The following is a 26,275-nucleotide window of genomic DNA, read 5'->3' as shown; positions in this document are numbered from 1 at the left end:
ATGAAATATTCAAAATACATCGCCTTATTTTTCCTGATTTTTTCATTACAAAGCTGTAGTGACTTTTTAGAACAGGAACCAGGAACAAAAACTTCTATCGAAGAACTTTTAGAAAATAAAAAAGGAGTATTAACCGCATTAACTGGTTTGTATACAGAACTTGAAGCTAATCTAAGAGGAGAACGTTTTGCTGTTTATGCAGATTTACAAGGTGGTAATTTAAAATTCACGCCTATTGCAACAGGTACTAATCGCGGACAAATAACCCCTGCAACCAATACCCAAAAAGTGTATTCCTTTGAAGACGATGCTTTGGCTAGTGATTTTAGTTCATTTTATAATGACGGTTATGATATTATCAATCAGGCTAATCTCATTCTAGAATTTACTCCTGCACTAACCGATGCAACAGAAGCAGAAAAAAAACAGATTATGGCCGAAGCAATGACCATTAGGGCGTATATGCATTTTCTTTTGTCTTTGGTTTACAGTCAGGATTACGGATATACTACAGACGCATCCCATTTGGGAATTGTGTATGTTACTAAATCTATAAAAAAAGGACTTCAGTATCCTGCCAGAGAAACTGCTGCAGGTACATACAATCTAATTGTTAATGATTTAAAAACTGCTATTGCGAATTATTCAAATGAATCGCTTCTTAAAGGTCCTTCTTATTCATTGTTCAGTCGTAATAGTGCAAAAGCATTACTTGCGAGAGTATATCTTCAGAAAAAAGACTGGATCAATGCTTATGAAACTGCAAATGATGTGATTACTAATTCTGGTGTGGTATTAACAACAAAAGAAAATCTAGTTGCCGAATGGGAGAAAAAAGATCTTCCTATATCTGAAATTTTATTGGAATTTTCTATATCAAGAGATTCGGAAGGAGTAGTTGGAGGATCGATGTCAAAAAATTTTGGTTATAGCTCGCCTACCAGTTTTGAAAAATATGTTGCTTCAAATGATTTAGTTAATTTATATGAACCTTCGGATTTAAGAAAACAATTATTTCTTGAAAAACCACTTTCAACCTTGATAAACGGTGTAATTGGTGATGCAAATTACAACTTTACAAAAAAGTTTCAGGATAATCCGGGTTATGTTGCTTTCAGATTGAGTGAAATGTATCTAATCCGTGCCGAAGCTGCTTTAGAAACCAACAGATCTGATCTTGCAATGGAAGATGTCAACATAATTCGTGCACGTGCTAATGCAACATTAGCTACAAATACTGCAAATATTAAAGAAGATATTCTTTTGGAAAGAAGAAAAGAGCTTTGTTTTGAAGGTCATCTGTTTTTTGATCTGGTTCGAAACCATAAAGATATCTTCAGAAACGACGGTTGTATTTCTAATAATTGCAGGATGAGCTATCCTTCCTTAAAATTTGTATTACCAATACCAACTTTCAATACTAATCTTAATCCAAACCTTCAAAAAAATGAATCTTATTAAGACATTTGCTATATTTATAATAGCTTCGCTGGCTGCTTCTTGTTCAAAAGACGATTACAAATTGGGTTCTGATATAGACCCTTTTGTAAGGTTTAATTTTTTGGTGAACAGCAACAACATCCCTTTAGAATATCCGGCTGTCAACGGAAGCTTAGTGTCACAGTCCAATTATGTAAATAGTGCAATCAGGACTTTGAAAATACCTGTCGCACTCACTGCACGCTCTTTAAAAAATCCAGTCACTGTTAATTTTAGTGCTACTTCATCAACAGGTAACATTGACGGTTTTAAAATAAACCCGGTTAGTGAATTAGTATTTCAGGGTGCAAAACTTACTGATACTATTTTTATTTCTTTTGACAAAAGATGGGCTTCTAATCAAAGTATTTCGCTGAAATTAGAATCCGCTTCAGACCCGGATGTTCATATAGGAAATTTAAATACGGAACACTTAGATGATACTTTCAAAATTGATTTGGCTACCGTTAGTACTAATTACACATTTCCAGTAAATCAACATATCCTTAAAGGAGAACTTGGAGAAAAGTTTGATTTTACAGTGAGCTTGCCAAATGGTTATTTTCCTTCAGAATTAGAAAACCTACAAATATTCAAATTTCAAAATGGTTTTGAATATTCTTTGACTCACGATTCTTTTCAAAATGACAAAAATTCAGTAACCTATCATTTTACACTTTTAGAAGATTTACAAAACGATGATGTACGTTTTCAGAGTAAAATTAATTTAATAACAACTTCAAATTACAGAGCTACAGGAAACACAAGTTTTACCATTGTAAAACCTCAAAAATCTAAAAGCGACGTTTTAACCAATCCTGCATCCAAATTTTATGATTTAAACGTTTCAAATTATTTGACATATGGAGTGAACTGGTTTGACAGAAATGGTTCCTGTGTATGGCAGGCTTTTAATGCGCAGACTTTTCCTATTGTAGTTACCAAAGATGATCCAAATGCTATTTTATATAGCGACAAAGGTACTACAAATCCTAATGATGATGTTTATCACGATGCTTTCAAAATAGGTTTTCGTTTAGCTACAGGAACTAATACTACGAATTCCTTTAATTTAAAAAGATGGTTTACTAATGCAAGTAGTTCTGCCACAAATTCTCCAGGTTTTAATATAAACCCTGCCCTTGAATTTTTCCCTGAAAACGGAAATAGTAAAACCAATGGCACTGTCTTGGTAATACCTCAGGATATTACAATTACTGCAACAGGAGGAACAATCGAAAAACCTGCAAATAGTTACAGCATTTCTATTGAAGGAGAAGGAACTTATAAAGAAATAAGTGCAGGCTTATTTGAAATTTCTTTCGAACTGAAACTAACTAATCAAGAACTATTTGGAGGAACTGTCACGGGTAAATACAAAATTTATAATAAGAACACTTTTCCAACGGCAGTACCACTAAACGAACCTTGTCGAACAGCAATTACATTATAGCATTATGAATTTAAAAAAAATAATTGTTCCAACATTACTATTATTAGGATTAACAGCATACAAAAGTGTCAAAGAACCTGATTATATTGATATTCCCGAATTACGAAAGCTATATTCCAGCGGAGATTACACAAAATGGCCAGCTGCTGAACTGCATGAAAGCATAGACAAATCTAAATTTCAGGATATCGGTGTGCTTCCTGCAGTTCCTTATCCGGCTTACAACCCCTATTCCAAGGAAAAAGAAAGTCTGGGCAAAGTATTATTTTTTGATCCAAGATTATCCAACAGCGGACAAATTGCCTGTGCTTCATGCCATAATCCGGAATTAGGATGGACCGATAACCTGACCCGTTCTTTTGGTCATAACCGCCAGACCGGAAAACGAAATTCGATGACCATCTTGAATTCGGCTTATGCAACTTCTTTATTTTGGGATGGTCGTGCTAAGAGTTTAGAAGATCAGGCACAATTTCCTGTAGGTGATCCTTTAGAAATGAACGAAAAACTTACGATTGCAGTAAGCAAAATTGGAAAGATAAAGGGTTACAACCCGCTTTTTGAAGCTGCTTTTGGAGACAAAAAAGTTACGCTCGAAAGAATTCAGTATGCTATTGCTACATTCGAAAGATCCATCAACAGTCCGAAAAGTAAGTTTGATCATTTCGTTAGCGGGAAATCAGACGCTTATACCGATCAGCAGGTAAAAGGATTGCACTTGTTCAGAACTAAAGCACAATGCATTAATTGTCATAATACACCTTATTTCAGTGACAACCAGTTTCATAATGACGGACAGGTTTTATTCGGAACCAAAAATGAAGATTACGGGCGTTACAATGTTACGAAAGACGTAAAAGATATTGGCAAATTCAGAACGCCTACGCTTCGTGAAGTGGTGAACACCAGACCATGGATGCATCATGGGCATTTTCCAACTTTATTGGATGTTGTAGAACTTTACAATTTAGGCAACCCTTCTCCTGTTCAGAAAAAATACCTGGGAACACCACGTGATTCTTTAATCCCAAAGGTAGATCCAATGCTTAAAAAGTTAAGCTTAAGCAAAGAAGAAATGAGTGACTTATTGGCCTTTATCGAAACTTTAAGTACGCCAACGAGAAGAATTATGGCTCCGGATCTTCCAAAATAATTTTAGTAAAATTTAATATCGAAACTATTATGAATGAATTAATTGCCCCATTTGAAACAGGTTTATTTCTATATCAACTTTGCGTTTTATTATATCTGATCCTAACTCCTCTTGCAATATTCTATATTATAAAAGACCGACATAAATTTAAACAACCTTATGTTTTGATTTTTCTTGTTATTGTCTTTCCGCTTATTGTCTCAATACCCGCAATAATCGCGTTAAACATCAAAAAAGTAAAAGTATAAACTCTTTATAATTTCATTAAAAAAATTCAACTCTTTATACGTACATTAATTTGATACCACTCAAATATGAAAAACAAATACCTTTTTTTATTATTAATATCCGCCCTGTCGTTTGGGCAAATTAGTCAGGTGAAAGACATAAATCCCGGAAGTGCTAATTCTTCAACTCCAACAAATCTATTCGATTTTAATGGAACTTTATTTTTTAGAGCTACCAATGGAGCAAATGGCGTAGAATTATGGAAATCTGACGGAACTGAGACAGGCACAGTAATGGTTAAAGATATCAATACCACAACTAGTGCTGCATCTAACTCAAATGCAGCAAATTTTACTGCATTTAATAATCAAATCTATTTTACAGCTTCAAACGGAACAACTGCTAATGGTTCCGAACTTTGGAAAACAGATGGTACCAGCGCTGGGACAGTTATGGTCAAAGATATAAATGCAGGAACAGCAAACTCAAACCCACAGCTATTTACAATAATTAACCCAACAACCATGCTTTTTTCTGCTACTGACGGTGTTGGAGGCGTTGAACTTTGGAAAACTGATGGTACAGAATCAGGAACTGTAAATGTGATTGATCAGTCAGGTACAGGCAATAGTATAAGCTGGATTGAAAACCTGAACGGGAATGGAATTTATAGCCAATTGGTTGTTACTACAACAGGAAGAGAATTATACAAATCAGACGGCACTCCTATTACTTCGGGCAATATCATAGACATCAATTCGGGAACAGGACATGGTGTTGGAACAACTTATTTCAAAAATGAAAATACTATTTATTTTCAGGGAAATAGTGGCACAACTGGTTTTGAACTATGGAAAACTGACGGAACAGCTCCAGGAACTTCGTTAGTAAAAGATATAAATCCAGGAACGAATGGTTCTGCTCCTATTCGTTTTGCTAATTTTGGTAATATTACTTTTTTTAGAGCAAATGGTCCAAATGGCGTAGAATTATGGCTAACTGACGGAACAGAAGCTGGAACAATAGAAGTTGCCGACATTAATCCAGGAACAGGTAACTCTACACCTGATCAGATTCAATCAGTAAATGGCGTACTTTATTTCTTCGCTTCTGATGATGGTACTAATTATGATTTTTACAAATATGATAGTTCTAAATTAACTAAACTGGCTGATTTTAATGCACCAACATCAACTGCTACCGTTGATTATATTGAACTAAACGGAATAGTATATTTTACTGCTGATAGCAATGCCGATACTTTAAGAGAATTATGGCAAACTGATGGTACTTCAGCAGGTACAATTTTAGTTAGTTCTCTGGTTTCAGGAAGCATTAATCCAACAGGAGTTAGCAGTTTAACGAAAATAGGAAATAAACTGTTTTTTGCAGCTACCGGAAATGACGGACAGGAACTTTTCACCTACACTCCTCCTACCCTTTCTGTAAAAGATCAGGATAAGTTAGAAGTTGTGGCGGTATATCCAAACCCTTCAGATGGAAATTTCTTTATCAATAATGCTGATAATGAAACTGTAAAATACGAAGTGTTTGATATACTAGGTAAAAAACAAGCTGCCGGCAAAACAAATGGCAATTCACTTCATTTAAATTTAAAAACGGGTTTGTACATTTTAAAACTGACTAAAAACAGCCAGACTTCAACAACTAAAATTATTATCAAATAGTTGTATTTTTTAATATAAACAGGTTTGTTTTTGCCCCAATAAATCACAAACCTAAAAAGTCCGTTTCATGAATTTGAAATGGACTTTTTTATTGTTCTTTTGATAGAAACTATCACTTTTTAGTAACCAAAATAATATTAGGTTTTGGAGCCGGCTGCATACCGCTTCCGAAATAAAAACCGGTATGGGGTGGCTGATTGTAGCCTACATTTTGCCAGGCAATACTCAAACGATATTGAGGATCATGCATTAAAGTATATTGTTTTACATCTGTTGGAATGGTAGTCGAATAAATTCGTAATTCGGTATTGTCAGCGCTTCTTAAAATTAGTTCTTCCCGCCAGTCACCAATTAAATCTGCAGAAAGCGCCGGAGTTGATTTGGTGCCGTTATTCGACACGGCTCCAAAAGCAGTAAACAATCTGCCTTTACCATATTTGTCAATATAATTCGAGTTTAAAAGTTCTCTTGAAGTATCTCCATCCCAGTAAATCAAAAAGTTAATTGATTTTGGAGCATCTCCAATTTTATTACCTTTCATATCATATAAAAACGGAGAGCCTGACCACCAGCACTGTGCTCCTTTTCTTGTCGGATCGATATTATCTGCCACTCCCCTGCCAACATCTTCGTTCAGAGAATCGGTAAACAAAACTTTCCCGTCTGCTGCTGAAAACACAGCTACACCAGGACCAGTTGTTTTATTTTCGATTTCATGGATTCCAAATGCTTCTAAACCCGGAATATCAGGATCAAGATCGGAAACATGCAAGGCATCACCGTGTCTGAAACCTGTTGTGTATAATCCTTTACCATCATCATCTACACACATCGCTCCGTAAATAATTTCATCTTTTCCGTCATTATCGACATCGGCCACAGTCAATCCGTGATTTCCCATTCCGGAATACGGATTATCAGCATCTTTACTGTCAAAAACCCATCTTGAAGTCAGCTTTTTATTTTTAAAATCGAAGGCTGCTAAAACAGTTCTTCCGTAATATCCGCGACACATTACCACGCTTGGATGAATTCCGTCCAAATAAGCAATACAGGCCGTAAAACGGTCGATCCGGTTTCCTTTGGTATCATTCCCTCCGCTTCCACCATGTCCGCCCCAGCCTGCCAAATCACCACGCTCCGGAATATAATCTGTAGTTGTAACTAGTTTTCCTGTTCTTCCATCAAAAACAGAAAGATATTCAGGACCTTTTAAAATCTTTCCGTAAGTTCCCGATTTTGGATCTCTGTCAACCCAGTCTTTTGAAGCATCTCCCACAACATTGCCCTCACTGTCAGTGGTGCCATCAGCCGTTTTACAAACCAATTCTGCAATTCCGTCACCGTCCAGATCATAAACCATAAACTGTGTATAATGCGCTCCTTCACGAATGTTTTTGCCCAAATTAATCTGCCATAAAAATTTTCCGTCTAAAGTATAAACCTGAAAAATAGGTGGATCAGTAATGCCGGTATGCGAATTATCATGTCCTTTTCCGGTCATGTGTACCACTAAATCATATCTTCCGTCTCCGTCTAAATCCCCTGTTGAAAGATCATTTGGAATATACCCTTCGATGGGTTTTATCGCAATTGATAAATAATCCTTTTCCGGACTTGAAGCCGGAATCGTAAAACTTCCTCTGTCTTCTGTTTCCTTTCCTTTTAGAAGCGTTTTTACAAACCAGGTATTTTCCTCCTGAGGGTTTGCTTTTGTATCTAAAAAATTGGTGGCACCGGTAATGAGGTTTTCGTTTAATTTTATTGCTTTCTTTGAGCCGCTCTTTCGATATAAATTAAATGCCATATCATCAGTATCTGTTCCTAAAACACGCCAGCTTACAAAAAAATGGCCTTTGTCCTTTATAGCAATGACGCCGCGATCTAAGTTCTCCATTTGTCTTTGTGCAAACAAAATTGAACCTGACAAAAAGAATAACGTTACTAAAATTTTATTTTTCATGATTGGTTTTGGTTGGTAAAGTTTGATGTTTAGACTAATTTTAGGGGTTAGGGTTTATTTTGTAAGACTATTAAATATGTAAAAACATTATTAAGTTTCACGCAGATTTAAAAAGATTCAAGCAGATCTTTTATTTTTCTTGTCATTTCGACCGGAGGGAGATATCACATTAGAAATTCCGCAAAGAAATGGTCAATTTTTGTCGAGTTACGAGTGCGATTTCTCCTTTCGTCTAAATGACATAACCAAGCTTACACACTAACTTTTCGATAGTAAAACTTAGTACCTCAGAACCTTAACATCTTCAAAAAAATCAAAACATCTTCTTAAATCCTTCGCTTCTGACTTTCCATGTCCCGTCTTTAGGAAACCCTGGGTTTTCAATTGTATTTCCCTCCCAACCGGCGCACATCATGGCAACAGCTGTTAACAAACCTCCATTACCCGGAAGATAAAGCGTTAATCTTGGCGATTGGTAATTATGTCCGTTTTTTAGATAGGTATTGGTTACTACATTCATAAAAAGCGCATCAATTGCTTTTTCCGGCATTTGCAAACGGGCTGCCGACATTGCCGTCATCGGGAAATCCCAACCCCAGGTTTTGTCCCATGACCAGGTATTCCAAACCAGATTAAACGTATTTTTCATGATTTTTTTATCTAAAAGAGACGTTTCCGGAAGCATTCCGAAAGTTCCTAAAACCGATGGATGATCTGTTTTAAATTCAGGATTGGTATACGAGTCAGTAGCGCTTTCTGTGGCTAAATAAACATCATTAGCAATTGGCAAAGCCGATAATTTAGCCAAAACCGTTTCCCATTTCTCAGGTACTTTTTGATTTAGTTTTTTCTTCCAGCTAATAGCTGTTTTCAAAGCCCAGTTCCAATATGCTAATTCATAAGTTGGATTAAAAGTTTCGATGGCTTTGAAACGTTCCTGCGCCGGAATCACGCCAGGTCCTAAAACGTAACGATCATTTTTAGCATCATAATTGGCGAAAGAAGCCATGAAATCAGCAGTTGCAAAAACACGTTCGCTGTATAAATTTAATGTTGCTATAGTTGGTTTTGCCTGATAAATCAAATCGGCATAGGTAATAAAATGCGGCTGCTGCCAAATTAAGAATGCCCCTACTGAAGACGGACTTTCATTGCCATCATAATCTGTCATTTTTTGCCATCTTGCCCCTTCAAAACCTTGTCTTTTAGCGATATTTTTAGCCTTATTAAAAACTTTCTCATACCACGGAAGGCTTTTTTCTAATAATTCTGGTCTGTCCCAAAGAGCAAAGTGAACTCCGTGCCACCAATGCATTTCTAAGTGTGGTTTTCCGAACCAGCTGTTGTAGGTTAAACCGGTTTCCTGTGGCGGAACTTTTCCGGTACATTGTAATTTAGTCAGATATTGCGAAAGAATCACACGACGCTCCAATTCAGGTGCACGTTTATCTGTACTCCCTGAAAAATCAACTGCTGCTCCGCTTTCCCAAAAGGATGCCCAGCCAGCGATACTGCTTTTATCAATCGCTTCAAAAGAAGGAGTTACAGATTTGTTTTTTTCTGTTTGAACGAACGAACAACTCAATTCGATTGTATTGCTTTTTGAAGGTTCTAGAACAAAATAATGCTTTGCTTTTTCTTTAATCGATGCAGTGCCTCTCCATTTCAAATTAATATCATACGAAATACTATCCATTATATGTGTAATGGTCGCTTCTGATTTATTTTTGATTTTTAGATTACTTTTATAATCTTGTTTTCCGCCCCATTTTTTCCCCATCTCAGTCCCCGCAATAGCAACCTCTGAAATAGCTACATCTTGTTTTTCTTCCCATTTCGTACCCATATCACCCCAGAGTCCAGTTGGGAAAGGGATTCGGACACGAATTTTCAAACGCCCTTGCTGAATTAAATCCGATTCTATTTTAAATCCTAAAGCATCTTTTGTCTGATCGCAAGCCGTGATTACTTTCACAGGAGTGCCTTCTACCTCAAAATAGCTCTCAATTTTTCCGGTCCATAAATCCAGCTTTTGATTAATGGCTTTAATATCTTCCGGTTTTACCAAACTGCCGTCTTTTTTGGTGATTTCAAAACCTATATTTCCCAATTGCAATAAATGCGGGTTTTGACGAAACCATTCGACTGCTTCTTTTTTTCGTGCAGGTTCTTTAATTTGTGTTGAATACGAAATCTTACGACCATACTGATCGACTTCTCTTAAAGTCTCTGAAAACTTATAATTCTCCGTATTTTTATAACTGTCCCAACCCCATTCCGATTGCGTTCCGAGTGGTATTCCATTTTGGTATTTTTCAGGAAAACTCTGCAATCCTGTAGCATCAACCGTAAAAGCAAAAGTACCATTTCCAACGGTTAAAGAAGCTAAAGTATCTATTGCGGTAATTTGGATATTATGCCTTGTTACCAACGCTTTCCTGTCTATTTTTTGCTGTGAAGAAACAGAAAAAGAGAACACCAAAAAGGATAAAGAAAGTAATTTTTTCATATTGCAGTTTTAAAATTTTAGTATTGAAATTGACATCGTTATCACCGTTGATGTTGATATTGCCATTGATTTTTAAAATTGTTATTGACAAATTATCTAATTTTCAAATTAACTCATTATCTAATTAGAGTTATACCCATCAGCCCAATAACCACATCATTTGCAATCGCTTTCAGGGTAAGACTTTTCAAGGTTTTATTTTGGTTTAAAGGCAAATCCAGAATCGTTCCTGCCCCGCCATCAATTCCAAAATTAGAGTAGCCTTTAATAGTTGTAAAATCTTTAAAGGTTCTCGAAATTTCACCTGATTTCAAATATACTCTTGGCGGTTTTGGTGCATCTATTGCAAACGCAAGTCCATCCATAAAATAATCTTGTTCGATTGGCCACCAGTTTTCAGGGTTTTTTAATTGTAAAATTTCAGAGGTTCCGTCTGTGTAATTTACTTCAATTTCTCCATTTACAATACGGCTTTGCATTGGATTAGTCGTTCCGGCTACCATAAAATAAAGATGCGAAGCCTTTCCGGTTAACGGAACACTAATACTTTTAGGAAAATTATCCCACTGCGATGTAAAAATGATATTTTTAGAATTTGGGTCAGATGGCGTTTTAAATACAATACCTTCAGGAGTAGTAATTTGTCCATTTGTTTTCGCTTTTTGACGTAGTCCTGAATCGTCCAGTTTTACCGAAACATTTGGATAACACCAATTTCCGATTCCGTTTTTTGGAAGCTGTAAGGTTACTGACTGTGGTCTCGGAGACAAATATTCCTGATTAAAAACATCTGTTACTTTAGAATTAAAAAACGAAGAAAGTGAAACCGTTTCCTGCTTTTTTGAATTGTTTAACGGTATATCCCAGTTTGTAAAAGTTACTTCTTTTATGGTATTAGAACCCGAATTGACTAAGAATTTATTTGTTCCCGGCACAAATTTTTCAAGCTGAATAACAAGTATTTCTTTCTGATTTGGACCTAAAGAAATCTTTTCCTGATTGTCTTTTGCGGAAGCATCAAAAACTACATTTCCTTCGATCTTGTTTTCCGAATTATTTTTCAGGGTGATTTCTACATTGTTATTTTTTAACTGAATAATTTCTGATTCAATTGTAGGTTTTAAATACACTTCAACTGGCTGCCACCATGTTAGATCTCCTTGTTTTAACTGAATAAAAAATGTTTTAGACTTGTTTGCGTATGCAATTGCCTGAAACGATTTATTGGTTTTTGAAATTTCATTCAAAATAGACTGCGGATCATAAACTGAAACAATTTCCGCTTTAGTGGTTGTTATGCTAAAAGATTCTCCTGCTGTTAATGAAGTAACGGTTTTGATATCTTCTAAAACATCCCCTTCCCAGTTAATTTTCACATCATAAGAAACATTATAAGGTACTTCAATCGCAATTTTTGGTGTTCCGATACTTTCGGGAATATTCTTCCAGCTAACCGTTTTTCCATTAACTGTTATATCCTGAATTCCGTCAAAAGGTGCATTTACAACCAGTTTCAGATTCATTTTGGCTGTAAAATGATTTTTTATAAGATACGAATCTGTTTTGTTTTCTCTTTTAAAATCAATTGAAATATCCGGAATCTCTAAAGCTGCATGATTCCATTTTGAAGGAAATCCAGGCTGAATCGTCAAAACTCCGGCCAAAGCATCTGGCTGAATGCCAAAAAGCCCTTCTACCAAAGTTCTCGACGTCATTCCGATTGGATCTGCAAAATCACGGTATAATTCGCCTCTCATCGCATCCTGATACATAAGCTGTTCAAAACCACCCGGAGAAGCACCAAGATACATACTTTCGATCAACACACTTTCCCACATTTTGAATGCTTTTTCTGATTGTCCTCCCTGCCAGAAAGCCAGCGACGTATGTAATTGTTCTGCCAGAGCCACATTATTGATAGACCACGTATATGGTTGCCAATTGGTCGTACTTATCGTGTAAAGATCCGTTTTATCAAGTCCTTCTGCTGAAATAGGGATATGCGGAATCTGTTTGTCCACATAACGCAGCATCTGATAACTCTCAAACGGATTCGATAATTCGGAATCAATAGTGTGGTAAATACTCCACACACCCGGAACATCATGCAATAATCTGTTTCCAAGAGCATCTTTATATTCTGCAAAAATGCCTTTTTTTGGAATCCAGAGCTGGTCTTTCGAAGCTTTTAAGATTTTATCTGCCTCTTTAAGGAAAGGATTTCCATCCACCTGAATTCTTTTGGCCACTTCGGCAACCGTTTTATTTGCGTAAAAGTTATAAGCCGAAGAATGAATCACACCGCCGCCACTGTATTGCAGCGCGTCACTCGCCCAGATAGTCGCATAGGCATCATAAAGTCCGTCATTGTCTGAATCGAAATTTCTTTTTTCCCAATTCAAATGCCTTTGAATCGTGGGCCACATTTCTTTCATAAACGAGGTATCTCCCGTCCATCTAAAATGTCGCAGCATCTGATCGAAAAAAACCAGGTTCATATCATAATGATGTGCTACTGTATTTTTGTTCGGGTTTCGGCTGATGTAGCCACTACTGAACATAGAAGTTCCCATAACTTCTTTCTGGCGGGCAAAATTGCGAACGGTATCCAAAACAACGGGGCCGTTTTCAGGAGTGATAACCTGTGAATTGCTGTAACTTGTAAAATGCGTTTTCGCACGGTCATGCCAGCCCAAAGGATCGGCCGTATAAGCACCACGCCACGCATTCAGGTACATGCGCCAGGCAATAGCACCGTGAAGATAGGCTGGGCTTTCCCAAATTCCGTCTGCTGCAATGGAAAGTGCTGCGCCTAATGTATTAATATAAGGATCCGGCGTTGTAACCTTTACTCTATTTGCTAAAAGATGTGTTTCCTGAACCGATTTATCATACAATTGCGATAATCCTTTTTGAGAGACATCTGATTTTAATTCCTCGCTTGAAAAGAGCCAAAACATTTCGCTTTTTGAAATAGCACTTTTTCCTGTAACAAGCGTTAGATTTTCAGGACTTGAAGTGTATAATTCCAAAGGTGTTTTTTGTCGTTTTGGATTGGCCAACTTTATATCAGAACCCGGAAAATAGCCCGTTAGTTTTTTATTGTTACCTGTTTTCTCTTTATTGCTTTCAGAACCGTATTCCAGTAAAAAAGACTGTTTTTTTAGCGTATATTTATTATTGGTACAATATTCAGGCTGTAAATAAAACACAGATTCAGGATCGGCACCAATATCGCCGTCACGACTGAATTTTTTCCCCGTTGCACCACCGTATGCCCAGACTAAATTTATCTTTTTGGATACATTTTCGCCTAATACTTTTACAATAAAGCCTTCTTTTTCTTTTAAGGCAACTACTTTTACAATCAGTTTTCCGTTATCTAAAATAGGGTCTTGAATTTCGTAGTGCATCGTACCCAATACATATTTTGTATCAATTTTTGAAGCCTCAGTAATCCATTTGCTATCTTTGCCATTTATTAAACCCAGCTTAAAATTTCCGCCCATTCCTGGCATATACATCGCAAATTCAGGCAAATCTCCTGTTTCAACTCTAAAACCTGTATTCGAACCATAAAGCGCCCTGTTGAATTTTCGGGTACCATTCTTTAACACAAAACTATTGCCCTCAGGAGCATAATGGATTTTGCGCACAACTTGTTTTTCCTGGCCTATAGTTAGCAAAGGACACAGCAATAATAAGCCAATAAGAGTCGGGATGGAATTGTTTTTGGTTTTCATAAAGTTTAGATGATCAGAAGGCACATAATCATTATTAAACATATATTAATTTTGATAATGCAATCGCAATTTCTTTGTTTTTTTATGGTATTGCATCCTGTACCTACCTGATTTTCTCAATATCATAATTTATATTCTTTCATTTTTTTAACATCATAGTACAGGATACTATATAAATAAGTAACCGTTAGTTTTGATTTTACAATAATTTTAAAAAAGAAAAACTTGATAAAATTAAAAACTTCCTTCTGTCTGTTTTTTTACTTGGTAATACAGCTAAATCTATTTGCTTTGAATGGTAATTCTTTAGCTGAAATTAATCCAAATGATAATACTGAAAGTCAATTGTTTAATTTTGGAACTGCACTAAAAAGTAAACAAGGAATAGCTGTAAACACACCTTTACTATATGATGATGCTAAAGGATATGGTTTTGATCTTAATTCGGATTCGAATGTAAAAATCAATCCGAATACATTTTCTGCGATTAAACCAACTTACTTTTCGGTAAAACTTCCCGAAGGAAATTACCAGATTGAAGTCGTTATGGGAAGTGCTGAAAAAGCATCAAATATTACCATAAAAGCGGAGTCACGAAGATTAATGCTGGATCAGCTTTTTATTAAAAAAGGAAAACCGGTAACCAAAATTTTTAATGTAAATGTGAGAACTCCAAAAATTGATGACACCCAAAATGTTTCATTAAAAGACAGGGAAAAAGACATTTTAAACTGGGACGACAAACTTACATTAGAGTTTTTAGGAGAAGTTGCCATTCAAAGCATAAAAATTACGCCAAAAGACAATTTAACTGTAGTTTATCTTGCCGGAGATTCAACCGTTACCGATCAGGATGTAGAACCATGGGCGTCGTGGGGACAGTTTATAACCCATTATTTTGATAATACCGTTGTAGTTGCCAACTATGCGGTTTCAGGTTCAGCATTGAGTTCTTTTAAGAGTGGAAATCGTTTAAAAAAGATTCTTTCACTAATCAAAAAAGGAGATTATTTATTTGTAGAATTCGGGCATAATGACGAAAAAATAAAAGGCGAAGGAAATGGTGCCTGGGGTTCTTATTCTACTCTTCTAGCCGAATTTGCTCAGTCGGCTAAAGACAAAGGAGCTATCCCGGTTTTGGTGACGCCTACGCAACGCCGTGTTTTTGACGAAAACGGTAATTTAAAAGAAACTCACGGTGATTTTCCTGCTGCGATGCGAGACGTTGCACAAAAAAATAATGTCGCACTTATCGATATTACCAAAATAACAACAGAATTATACGAAACCTGGGGCGATGAACCTTCCAGAAAAGCTTTTGTACAATATCCTGCGAATACTTTTCCGGGACAGGTAAAAGCTTTGGAAGACAACACGCATTTTAATAGTTTTGGAGCAAATGAAATTGCGCTTTGTGTTGTAAAGGGAATTCGCGAATTGGATATTCCGTTGAAAAAACAAATTCAAAAAGAAGTTCCAAATTATAATCAAAAGAAACCAAATTATATTTCAGACTGGACACTTCCGATGAGTGACCGATTTGAAGTTACTAAACCAGATGGCAACTAACCACTATAGAAAATCTATTTATGTTACTAAAAAACACCCTTCAAAACTTTACAATCGCCGCAATTGCCTTATTTTCTCTTCAAAATAGCACCGCACAGCAAACCGATAAAGTTTACTTATCCGGAAAAGATTTTGAACATCCTGTACAATGGGATTTCTTTTGCACCGGAGGCAATAACAGTCAGAAATGGTCTAAAATAAATGTTCCATCCCAATGGGAATTAGAAGGTTTTGGCGAATATACGTATGGAAGATGGTACAAAGAACTGAACCAGAAAGAACCAAGTAAGGAAGAAGGTTTGTATAAATTTGAATTTGATATCCCTGCTAATTATAAAGACAAAGAGGTTCAGATTGTATTTGGTGGAGCGATGACAGATACCGAGGTAAAAGTCAACGGAAAACTGGCCGGAGCCATTCATCAGGGTGGTTTTTATGAATTCAAATATGATATCTCATCATTATTGAAATTCGGTTCAAAAAATACTTTAGAAGTTCATGTCTGGAAACATTCAGCCAATAAATCAGTAAACGCAGCCGAAAGAAGAGCCGACTGGTGGTTGTTTGGCGGAATCTATCGTCCGGTATGGCTTGAAGTTTCACCTAAAACACATATTGAGCATATTGCTGTAAATCCAAAAATGGATGGTTCAATTACAGTTGCTCTGAATCTTAAAAATATTTCTAAAAATGTTACTTTAGAAGCTACACTTAAAGGTTCAAATGGAGAAAATTTCCAAACTTTTACTTTTCCGATAAAAGCAAAAAGCACCAAGGAATCAATAACAGCGCAATGGAAAAACATCAAACCATGGAATCCGGAAAGTCCAAATTTATATAATCTGGAACTGGTTTTAAAACAAAACGGAAATACCATTCATCAATATGATAAACGAATTGGTTTCAGAACTTTAGAATTCAAAAAACAAGACGGAATTTATGTAAATGGAACCAAAATCGTCATGAAAGGAATCAACCGTCATTCATTCTGGCCTAAAGGCGGACGAAGCACCAGTAAGCGCATAAGCGAAATGGACGGTAAACTACTGAAAGACATGAACATGAATGCCGTTCGTGGGCATTATCCACCAGACACTCACTTTTTAGAAGTTTGTGACTCTTTAGGCCTTTTTGTTCTGAATGAATTAGCAGGCTGGCAAAACTCGTATGATACAGAAACGGGAACTAAATTGGTAACCGAAATGGTTACACGAGATGTCAATCACCCATCAGTAATTATCTGGGATAATGGTAATGAAGGCGGGTGGAATTACAACGTTGATAAAGTTTTTGAAGATAATGACCCGCAAAAAAGAATCGTGATTCACCCTTGGGCTGACTTCAATGGCTGGGATACCCATCACTACCCAACATATTTAACCGGAATGCATCGTTTTAATAACGGTGAAAATGTATTTTTCCCAACCGAATTCATGCACGGAACCTATGATAACGGTCACGGAGCTGCTCTTGAAGATTTCTGGACACGTTACAAACAAAGTCCATTGTTTGCAGGAGGCTTCATGTGGGCTATGCTGGATGAAGCCGTATTTCGTTCTGACTGGACCGGAGATGCAAAATTCGACTCAAAAGGTTCTTTAGCTGCGGACGGAATATTAGGGCCAAACCGTGAAAAAGAAGGGAGTTACTATACTGTAAAAGAAATCTGGGCACCGATTCAGTTTCAGCCAAAACAGGTTAATGCAGATTTTGATGGCTCTTTCTTAATTACAAACGACTACCTTTTCAGTAATCTGAATTCCTGTAAAATGGAATTTAAAGTCCTGAAATCTGACAATAACATTCTTTACACAAACGGAACTTCGACAGCAATCAGCTTCGGTAAAATTGAAATTCCAAACATTGAACCGGGTGAAACACGTAAAATTAAATTCGATGTTCCGTCTAATTTTGCTGAAGGAGACATTTTATCTATTACAGCTCATGATCAGTTCAATAAAGAAATCTATACCTGGACATGGCCTATCCATAAAGCAAAATATTATGCTGCCAAATTTTTAGCGGTTCAGAATACAAAAGCAAAAGCTTCAGGTGTACAAACAGCTAACGAAATCACTTTAAAAGGAAGCGATGTAACGGTAACTTTTGATGCTTTGACAGGAGAAATTTCTTTAGTTAAAAACGGAACAAATACAATTCCGCTGACAAATGGCCCTCGACCGATTGGAATGAAAGCCAAATTAAAAGACATTCAGGTTTCACAGGAAGGTGATAAAGCCGTTTGTACCGTAAATTACACCGGAGGTTTGTCTTCTATTAAATGGATTATGGAACCTGATGGAAGATTTAAAATGGAACTGATTGCATTGAAAAATGCTTCAGGCGGTGAAGGTTTTGACGGTGCTTTTTTTGAAGATAAAATCAGCGCATTCGGAATTACTTTTAGTTTTCCGGAAAAAGGAGTTACCGGAATGAAATGGTTTGGAAGAGGTCCTTATCATGTCTGGAAAAACAGAATCAAAGGAACTACTTATGGTATCTGGGAGAAAGATTACAACACGACTATAACGGGCGAAAGTTTTGAAAATCTGGTTTATCCTGAGTTTAAAGGTTATCATGCTAATTTATTGGGTGCAAACTTAAAAGCGGGTGCATCATCATTTAAAGTTTTCAGTGAATCCGATAATTTATTTTTGAGATTATTCACACCAGATTTGCCTAAAAATGGTTTTCCCGGAAGTTATCCACAACCAACATTTCCGGAAGGAGATATTTCATTTATGTATGAAATTCCGGCTATGAGAGATTTTAAACCTTTAGAACATCAGGGACCTGAAAGTCAGCCAACCAATATTCGTATAAAAAGCGGAGATGATGGTATCAAAATGAATTTATGGTTTGATTTTAGGAAGTAAAAATTTGTTTCAGGTTTTGTTTCAGGTTTCAGGTTTTGCTCTTAGCCTATAATTTATGCTCATAGTTTTGTCATTCTGAGGAACGAAGAATCCCCGCGACAATTAGCCATAACGATTTTCAATCTTTGTAGAGTTACTTACGAAGATTCTTCGTTCCTCAGAATGACAAACTGGACAGAATTACACAATTCACAATTTACAATTCACAATTAATTATGAAATCGATTAAAATAATTACAATAGTACTTTTAGGATTATTATTTTTCAATTTTACTCCAAGACAAAACAATAAACCCACTGTTTACACCGTAGGCGACTCAACCGTAAAAAACGATCGCGGCGACGGATCCGGCGGGCTTTGGGGCTGGGGAGATTATATTGGACAGTTTTTGGACACTACGAAAGTTAAAATCGAAAATCATGCTTTGGGCGGTACCAGTAGCAGGACTTTTCAGGATAAAGGATTGTGGACAGCAGTTTTGAATAAACTTAAAAAAGGTGATTACGTGCTGATTCAGTTTGGACATAACGATGACGGACCATTAAACGACACACTCCGGGCAAGAGGAACCATCAAAGGCATTGGATCAGAAACCCAGGAAATCGACAATATGATTACTAAAAAGCATGAAACAGTTCATACTTACGGCTGGTACATTCAGAAATTAGTTCAGGAAGCCAAATCAAAAGGCGCTATTCCGATTATCTGTTCTCCTATTCCACGAAACGACTGGAAGGAAGGAAAAGTGCCCCGAAACGACAAATCATACGGATTATGGGCTAAACAAATTGCAGAAAAAGAAAAGGTAACTTTTATCAATCTGAATGAAAAAATGGCTGTTGAAATGGAAAAACTGGGCGAACAGAAAGTAACCGGAACTTATTTCTATAAAAAAGATCATACACATCCCTCTGCGAAAGGAGCCTTATTGGCGGCTTCATTAATTGTTAATGAACTGAAAGTAAGCAAAAATTCCCTAAAAAAATATATTTTAAAAAATCCGAAAATTGTACTTCCGGCTAAGAAAAGAGTGTTTTTAATTGGCGATTCAACGATGGCAAACAATGGCGATAATCCCAATGCTGTTGGCTGGGGAGTTGCATTTCCAAAATATTGCGATACTACCAGAATTGAAGTAATCAATAAAGCCCGAGGCGGCAGAAGTACACGTACTTACACCAAAGAAGGATTATGGGATGAAGTTAGAAATCAATTGGAACCAGGAGATTATGTCATGATTCAGTTTGGTCATAATGATGCCGGAGCAGTTGATAAAGAAAAATTTAGAGGTTCATTAAAAGGTAATGGAGATGAAAATCAGATTGTCGTTCGTGACAGTATAACCGAAACCGTTCATACTTTTGGCTGGTACATGCAAAAGTTCATAAGGGAAAGCAAAGAAAAAGGCGCTATACCGATTGTTTTAAGTCAGACGCCAAGAAACGAATGGCCAAACGACAAAGTAGAACGCAGAACCGATACTTATGGAAACTGGTCCAAAATCGCTGCTGAAAGAGAAAAAGCATTTTATATTGACCTGAACGAAATTGTAGCCCAAAAATACGAAGCTCTAGGCATAGAAAAAGTAAAACCGTTTTTTCCGAAAGATCATACGCACACAGGAGCTGAAGGGGCTGCTTTTAATGCACTTACAGTAGCTGAAAGTCTTAAAAAAATAAAAGACTGCGGACTGAGGCAGTATATTGAAATTTCGAAGTAAGTTATATGGTATCTGTAAAATGTTAGATGTAAAATGTTAGATGTAAAATGTTTTAGGATAGTGTCGAATATAAATTATGTGAACGGAGAATTTGCAGTTTTTCACTTTTCACTTTTAATGCATAAAAAAACCTCGTTTAAATTGAACGAGGTTTTTTGCTTCTGTAAGAATATTATTTTTTTGATTCTTCGATAGAAACTTTTCTGAACTCTTTTAAAAGTTTTTCAATCTCTAAAGATGATTTACGTGCTCTTGCGCCTGCTGCTTTAACACCTTTTTCAGATAATGATTCAGATTCTGTTTTGAATACTTCTAATTCAGCGTTGATTTTTACTAATAGATCTTTCATGCTTATATATGTTAAATTAAGTCGCAAAAATAAAAGTTTGCTCTATAGATAACGTAAGTTTAGTGTTAAAATTATCACAGTTTTTCCGCATTCAGTTACTATTCTTTTTTTTACACTTTTTATCCCTAAAAACCAGTTAATTAGAAAAACAAAAACTTTATAATTTATAAATATCAATACAACAGAAGCGCTCAAAACTACTTAATTTTCTCATAATTCACCTTTTTAGCATCTTCTTTAAATTGATTTTCCAGAGCAATTTCCATTTTTTCAGCTATAGACTTCTCTTCCAGTATCCTGTTTTTCTTTTCCTCCGGGTCTTTTTCAATATTATAAAGTTCTAAATCAGCAGGAGCATTAGCATGTCTGGTTCGGATTATTTTCCATGGCTTTTTAATTAAAGATTCCTGTAAATGACCTCTAACATAAATTTCCTGACCAGCAATTTCTTTATTTTCTAAAACTGCTGTCCAGACATTTTTACCTTCAATACTTTTTGGAAGATTATGATCTCCTGCTAATGACAAAATAGTTGGTAATAAATCTATAACCGAAATGTAATTATCATTTTTATATTTCTTTAAATAATCTTTCCAGTAAAATAGACAAGGAACCCTTATAGCTCCTTCATAATTTGAAGTTTTCCAGTCCCTGAGCGGTGTATTATCTCCGAGAGTAGTATTAGATGGATGAATGCCGTTATATTCGTTTTTAGAGTCCCAATCCTGCATAGCACCATTATCGCTCATAAAGATTATCAGCGTATTTTTATCCAGCTTCAGCTGCTTCAGTTTTTCAAGCAATATCCCGATACTATGATCCATGTGGCTCATCGCCGCAGCGTAATCCCTTCGCGAGCTGTTATTTATCGAATTCATGTAGGGATCTTTCCATTTTTGTTCCTCCTGCAAAGGAAAATGCGGTGCACTGTAAGCTACCTCTAAAAAGAAGTTTTTCTTTGGATCTCTTATTTCCGAAATCCATTTAATGGCTTCATTGGTAAGCAAGTCTGTTACATGCCCTTTTTCCTCTATAAATTCACCATTTCGATACCAGGTTTTATCTCCATTTTTATATAAATGAGTGTACTGGTCTAATTGCCCATGAAGAAAACCATACGAATAATCAAATCCATACGCTTTTGGTCCACTGCTCGGCTGCAACCCAAGATGCCATTTTCCTACAAGTACTGTCTGATAGTTGTTTTTATGTAATAGCTTTGGCAATGTCGGAATTGAATCCGGGAGTTTCAACTGACTTTTATCGCTAATCGGAGCTACGATTCCCATACGGCTCGCTGGCTTTCCGGTAAACAAACTCGCTCTTGAAGGAGAGCAGGTTGGATTGACATAAAACCGATCCAGTTCTACCCCATTTTTGGCTAAAAAATCAATGTTCGGAGTCTTGATTTCCGAACCGTGATAACCAACATCATTCCACCCCGCATCATCAGCAATGATCAAAATGACATTCGGTTTTTCCAGTGAAGCCTTTTCATTCTTCTGACTATACGAAACTGAAAAACAAAACGATAACAGTACTAACAATTGCTTTTTTGTATTCATATTTTTTATCATTTTAAAATTTGATTCATCTTAGATTTTAGTAGTAACAGTGATATAATCCAATACAATTCCTGTCTGATTTACAGCAATAGTAATCGTATGTTTTCCTTTAGTAATCGGAACAGGTAACTTTACAATGGCACTATTTCGTAATACATTCTCTTTCCATGTTTTGTCACGGTCTTTTGTATTAATTGCAAATAACTGCCCTTTACTTGCATCTACCTGTACTTCAATCTGATGATCGAAATTATTTGCATGAGTTGGAAGTAAATGAATTTCTATTTCATAATCACCGGTTTTTTCAGTGTCAAATTCATAGGAAACCGAAGGTCTTTCAGCAAAATAAGAATGTTTAAACGGAAACAAAGTAACCGAATTATTACTATATCCTAAACCGTTTATTTTTTCCCATTTATAGTTTTTTGCAGCTTTATTTACAACAAAACTATTTGCATTAATTGTAATAGTTGGTTTGGAACTTGGTTTTGCAGCAACTTCTTGTGAAATAGCTGGCACTTTTATCGAATCAAAAACCGGCAAATTTCTCGGATGCATGGACATCATTTGGTTCCATTTCCCTTTACTTAATCTGTTATTGTAATATACTGTAAGCTCTTTGATTCTTTCATAAGCTTTTGCCGATAAATTCAGATAATTTTCCTTTTGCTCTAAATCGATTGTCATAGCAGCCAGATTCCAGTATAAAAATTTGTGGTTCATATAGGCAGCTGCTTTAATTGGGTAAGTTACCAATTGAAAATAAGCGTCTTGTCTTTCATCAGGAACCATTTGACCTTTATCCACAGCAACGGCAGATTGCCAAATATCCACCTCATTAATTAGATTATCGTAAACTTTTATTCTTTCCAGGCATTCTTCTTCCGTAAAATCAGAAAGCTTAATTGGCGTAGTTGGTTCAGTCTGGCTCCAACCCATATATTCTGGCTTTCTGAGAAATGCTAATCGGTAATATTCTTGAAAAACAGGGTCTAAATATTCTGCAATTTGGGGAGAAAACTCTCTGGTAAGCCAATCTTTCAGGTAGTGATTGATTCCATCCGATTTTATACTATTAATATCCCACGCTAAATCCAGAAAAAGTTCTGTGTTGTATTCTGCGGGTTTTATATCCCCTACATTTACAATCCACATTTTTTTTGCCCCATTTTCATACGCTTTGGTCATTTCGTACCAGATTAAGCCCGGCTGTGTTGTGCTCAGCCAAAGATAATCGTGCGGTCTTCCCCAATAACTGATGTGGTAATAAACACCGCTTCCCCCTACCCTTTTTTGCTCTTCTTCATTGCTGAGACGACGAATATACCCGTAATTATCATCTGGCCAAACGAGTGTTATATCATCCGGGACTCTTAGTCCGTTGTCATATAACTCTAATACTTCTTTGTACGGAACAAAAGCCTGAGGAATCTCTTTTAACGGTTTTTTAAAAGTGTTCGAAAGCATCTCACGCTGATTTAAAATGATTTTTTCAACCATCTCAATTGATTCTTTAAGATCTTTAGCGCCTTCCATTTTACTGTCATGAACACCACGCATACCTAAGGTCATAATGGTTTCATTTTGAGCCGATTTTAATTCACCCAATCGGTCCTGCCAGTATTTATCTACCTGTGTTTTATTGGTAAAATAATTGTACTCTCCGTGAATATTGGGTTTCCATTCATCAACATTATTTCGAAGCATTGGTTCAGCATGGGAAGAACCGATAACGATATGGTACTTTTGAGCCACTTCCTTATTCCCCGGAAGGGTAAAAAAACCTTTTGTACACGGATGCATTGCGGGCCAGATGGTGTTGGCTTTTAAACGTAATAATAATTGAAATATCTTTTCGTAGGTTTTGGGTCCGATGTTTCCGACTTCCGGTTCGAATGTTTTCTCAGCCCAAGGCTCAAGTCCCCAGTCTTCATCATTTAGAAAAATCCCTCTATATTGTACTGATGGCGATGAAATGATGCCTTTTTGAGGAAGCTGCAACGCAAGTTTTTCTTTTTTTATCGGATGGACATCTGCCCACCATTTCCATGGAGAAATTCCCAGACGCTCTGTGATCTCAAAAATGGCATAAACTGTTCCTCTTACATCACTTCCAACTACCAAAAGATTTTCTTTTTCTTTTTTGATTAAAAATTTCTCCCACTGACCAGACAAATCATTTGATTTTGACTTAAAAAAAACAGACGAAACCTGTCCGATATACATTCCTTTTTTCGAAATGGTCTGATCCGGAATAATTTCAGGTCTTTTACCGGTGATTTCTTTTACATTATCAGCCAGTTCATTTACAGCCCAGAGAACTAATTCGTCTGTATTTTTATCGATATAAATTGTAGTTAACTGATCGGAATCTGCAATTGAAAAATGAACTGCGTTTTTATCCTGACTGTACATGTTGTTACTCAAAAAAATAAGCAATAACAGCAACCTTGCAAGTATATTTTTGTTCATATTTAAGTTTATTTATCTAAAAACAAAAGTTCAAAGCTTACAACTGATTACGTTACAACTTTGAACTTCTGCATCTTTAAATTATTAGAAAAAATTACTCCACCAACTGCTTGTTTAAAAGCACATTCTTTAAGGTAATTCCGTCTACAATACTTTTATCTATAGCTGTTTTTGTTGCTTCAATATTCAGGTTCTCAAATGTAAAATTAGACAATCGAACATTTGGATCTTTTTCGACATTAAAAAACGTATCTGATTTCATATCGATATTTTTTAAAGTCACATGATCACCATAAGACAGTGGAATATCAGGACGTCCCTTTAAATCAAAAAATTGTTTCCATGCCAGAACAACCAAACAGTTTTTTGCTGTTCCCTTAATATCCTCAACTCTGATATACTCGTATCTCTGAGGTGTATCAGGTCTCATTTTCAGCCATAACATTCTGGTTGCACCTTCAATGGTACAATTGCGCATGATGACGTTTTTGTTGTGAATAGATTCGCTTCCGTTTGTTAAAGCAGAATGGCAAAATCCGTATGTACAGTCTTCAATAATGATATTAGCATTTCCTCCATTATTTTTGTCCTGATCTGCATAAGGACCTTTTCCTCCTTTTAAGGCAACTGCATCATCATTTACCGACATATAACAGCCTTTTATCAAAACATTGGTACAGATATCAACATCAATTGCATCCGTACTTGGAGCTTTGATTTCTAAATGAGGAGAGAAAATATACACATCCAGCAATTTCACATTATTACATTTGTAAAAATGATTCGTCCAAAAACCGGAATTGATCAATTTTACATCCTGAAATTGTACATTATTGGAATTCCATACAAAAACCAGTCTTGGTCTTGACACTTCAAGATTGGTACATTTTGGATTGATTTTTCGTCTTGCCCAGAAAGCTTCATAGTATTTATAACCATTTCCGTTGATTGTTCCTTTTCCTGAAATAGAAAAATTATCAACACCATACGCATTGACCAAAGCCGGAAAATAATCAAGGTTCTGACCTTCCATTCTGGATGGCATAATGGGATAATTGGCAATATTATCAGAACCTTTTAGAGTTCCTCCTTCAGCAAGATATAAACTTGTTTTTGGCTTGAAAAACAAAGCCCCGCTAAGGAAAACTCCTTTTGGAATCACAATTACTCCTCCACCACTTTTCGCTGCTTTATCAATAACTTTTTGAATCTCTACGGTTTGAATTTTGGTACTGTCTTTCGTTACTCCAAAATCTGTAATGGTATATTGTTTTCCTAAGTCTTTCATCTGAAGTTTGGTGTAATCTTTAAACCAGGGTGTAATAGCACTTCCGTCGGGAAAGGTATCGTTTTTATAATTTTGAGAAAATGCAGGCTGGGTAATTCCCAAAATGCAGATTGCTAGTGTCAGTAATCTTTTCATTGCGTTTTTTGGTTTTTAAATTTTATGAGGTATAATTATAATTTGGCTGATAGAATATACTATGCTGCTTATCGACAATTTTAA

The 26,275-nt window shown here is 36.1% G+C and carries 14 protein-coding genes; 7 read left to right on the top strand and 7 right to left on the bottom strand.

Going from position 1 to position 26,275, the window contains the following annotated elements:
• From ACNC7R_RS10650 to ACNC7R_RS10635, 4 genes are all read left to right on the top strand, one after another.
• The gene (locus ACNC7R_RS10650; RefSeq protein WP_417941069.1) at positions 1-1,461 is read left to right on the top strand and encodes a RagB/SusD family nutrient uptake outer membrane protein; all 1,461 of its coding nucleotides are present in this window, start codon (positions 1-3) and stop codon (positions 1,459-1,461) included.
• The gene (locus ACNC7R_RS10645) at positions 1,448-2,932 is read left to right on the top strand and encodes a hypothetical protein (protein WP_417941068.1); all 1,485 of its coding nucleotides are present in this window, start codon (positions 1,448-1,450) and stop codon (positions 2,930-2,932) included. Before ACNC7R_RS10650 ends, ACNC7R_RS10645 begins: the two co-directional genes overlap by 14 nt.
• Positions 2,933-2,936: 4 nt before the next feature.
• Positions 2,937-4,085 (top strand): cytochrome-c peroxidase, encoded by a 1,149-nt coding sequence (locus ACNC7R_RS10640; protein WP_417941067.1) that lies wholly within the window; start codon positions 2,937-2,939, stop codon positions 4,083-4,085.
• Positions 4,086-4,399: 314 nt separating this feature from the next.
• Complete coding sequence (locus tag ACNC7R_RS10635) at positions 4,400-6,001, top strand: ELWxxDGT repeat protein (protein WP_417941066.1); 1,602 nt, start codon at positions 4,400-4,402, stop codon at positions 5,999-6,001.
• 112 nt (positions 6,002-6,113) lie between these two features.
• Here ACNC7R_RS10635 and ACNC7R_RS10630 read toward each other — a convergent pair whose 3' ends face one another.
• The 3 genes from ACNC7R_RS10630 to ACNC7R_RS10620 form a co-directional block, all read right to left on the bottom strand.
• Complete coding sequence (locus ACNC7R_RS10630; RefSeq protein WP_417941065.1) at positions 6,114-7,964, bottom strand: rhamnogalacturonan lyase; 1,851 nt, start codon at positions 7,962-7,964, stop codon at positions 6,114-6,116.
• Positions 7,965-8,277: 313 nt separating this feature from the next.
• On the bottom strand, positions 8,278-10,473 hold the full coding sequence (locus ACNC7R_RS10625; protein ID WP_417941064.1) for a hypothetical protein: 2,196 nt from the start codon (positions 10,471-10,473) through the stop codon (positions 8,278-8,280).
• 116 nt (positions 10,474-10,589) lie between these two features.
• Entirely contained in the window at positions 10,590-14,216 is a 3,627-nt protein-coding gene (locus ACNC7R_RS10620; RefSeq protein WP_417941063.1) for a DUF4450 domain-containing protein, read from the bottom strand.
• Positions 14,217-14,507: 291 nt separating this feature from the next.
• Between ACNC7R_RS10620 and ACNC7R_RS10615 the strand changes: the two genes are divergently transcribed.
• From ACNC7R_RS10615 to ACNC7R_RS10605, 3 genes are all read left to right on the top strand, one after another.
• Positions 14,508-15,785 (top strand): rhamnogalacturonan acetylesterase, encoded by a 1,278-nt coding sequence (locus tag ACNC7R_RS10615; protein WP_417941062.1) that lies wholly within the window; start codon positions 14,508-14,510, stop codon positions 15,783-15,785.
• A 20-nt stretch (positions 15,786-15,805) separates the two neighbouring features.
• On the top strand, positions 15,806-18,661 hold the full coding sequence (locus tag ACNC7R_RS10610; protein ID WP_417941061.1) for a glycoside hydrolase family 2 TIM barrel-domain containing protein: 2,856 nt from the start codon (positions 15,806-15,808) through the stop codon (positions 18,659-18,661).
• A 215-nt stretch (positions 18,662-18,876) separates the two neighbouring features.
• Positions 18,877-20,382 carry a rhamnogalacturonan acetylesterase gene (locus tag ACNC7R_RS10605; RefSeq protein ID WP_417941060.1) on the top strand — a complete coding sequence of 502 codons (1,506 nt, stop codon included), beginning with the start codon at positions 18,877-18,879 and terminating at the stop codon, positions 20,380-20,382.
• A 172-nt stretch (positions 20,383-20,554) separates the two neighbouring features.
• Here ACNC7R_RS10605 and ACNC7R_RS10600 read toward each other — a convergent pair whose 3' ends face one another.
• The 4 genes from ACNC7R_RS10600 to ACNC7R_RS10585 all read right to left on the bottom strand — a co-directional run bounded on the left by ACNC7R_RS10600 (position 20,555) and on the right by ACNC7R_RS10585 (position 26,191).
• Positions 20,555-20,731 (bottom strand): histone H1, encoded by a 177-nt coding sequence (locus tag ACNC7R_RS10600; protein ID WP_031453507.1) that lies wholly within the window; start codon positions 20,729-20,731, stop codon positions 20,555-20,557.
• Positions 20,732-20,928: 197 nt separating this feature from the next.
• On the bottom strand, positions 20,929-22,296 hold the full coding sequence (locus tag ACNC7R_RS10595) for a sulfatase-like hydrolase/transferase (protein WP_417941059.1): 1,368 nt from the start codon (positions 22,294-22,296) through the stop codon (positions 20,929-20,931).
• 30 nt (positions 22,297-22,326) lie between these two features.
• Positions 22,327-24,768, bottom strand: coding sequence for a glycosyl hydrolase 115 family protein (locus ACNC7R_RS10590; RefSeq protein WP_417941058.1), 2,442 nt, complete (start codon positions 24,766-24,768; stop codon positions 22,327-22,329).
• 94 nt (positions 24,769-24,862) lie between these two features.
• Positions 24,863-26,191, bottom strand: coding sequence for a glycoside hydrolase family 28 protein (locus ACNC7R_RS10585; RefSeq protein ID WP_417941057.1), 1,329 nt, complete (start codon positions 26,189-26,191; stop codon positions 24,863-24,865).
• Between the last annotated feature and the right edge of the window lie 84 nt (positions 26,192-26,275).

This window comes from Flavobacterium adiutor (assembly GCF_048282555.1).
GTDB lineage: Bacteria > Bacteroidota > Bacteroidia > Flavobacteriales > Flavobacteriaceae > Flavobacterium.
This window is presented reverse-complemented; position numbering and strand designations above follow the sequence as displayed.

Bases quoted from the DNA above. Each gene is read 5' to 3' on its own strand.
- ACNC7R_RS10630 (WP_417941065.1), bottom strand. From the start codon at position 7,964: ATGAAAAATAAAATTTTAGTAACGTTATTCTTTTTGTCAGGTTCAATT.
- ACNC7R_RS10590 (WP_417941058.1), bottom strand. From the start codon at position 24,768: ATGAACAAAAATATACTTGCAAGGTTGCTGTTATTGCTTATTTTTTTG.
- ACNC7R_RS10640 (WP_417941067.1), top strand. From the start codon at position 2,937: ATGAATTTAAAAAAAATAATTGTTCCAACATTACTATTATTAGGATTA.
- ACNC7R_RS10635 (WP_417941066.1), top strand. From the start codon at position 4,400: ATGAAAAACAAATACCTTTTTTTATTATTAATATCCGCCCTGTCGTTT.
- ACNC7R_RS10625 (WP_417941064.1), bottom strand. From the start codon at position 10,473: ATGAAAAAATTACTTTCTTTATCCTTTTTGGTGTTCTCTTTTTCTGTT.
- ACNC7R_RS10600 (WP_031453507.1), bottom strand. From the start codon at position 20,731: ATGAAAGATCTATTAGTAAAAATCAACGCTGAATTAGAAGTATTCAAA.
- ACNC7R_RS10595 (WP_417941059.1), bottom strand. From the start codon at position 22,296: ATGAATACAAAAAAGCAATTGTTAGTACTGTTATCGTTTTGTTTTTCA.
- ACNC7R_RS10620 (WP_417941063.1), bottom strand. From the start codon at position 14,216: ATGAAAACCAAAAACAATTCCATCCCGACTCTTATTGGCTTATTATTG.
- ACNC7R_RS10645 (WP_417941068.1), top strand. From the start codon at position 1,448: ATGAATCTTATTAAGACATTTGCTATATTTATAATAGCTTCGCTGGCT.
- ACNC7R_RS10650 (WP_417941069.1), top strand. From the start codon at position 1: ATGAAATATTCAAAATACATCGCCTTATTTTTCCTGATTTTTTCATTA.
- ACNC7R_RS10585 (WP_417941057.1), bottom strand. From the start codon at position 26,191: ATGAAAAGATTACTGACACTAGCAATCTGCATTTTGGGAATTACCCAG.
- ACNC7R_RS10610 (WP_417941061.1), top strand. From the start codon at position 15,806: ATGTTACTAAAAAACACCCTTCAAAACTTTACAATCGCCGCAATTGCC.
- ACNC7R_RS10605 (WP_417941060.1), top strand. From the start codon at position 18,877: ATGAAATCGATTAAAATAATTACAATAGTACTTTTAGGATTATTATTT.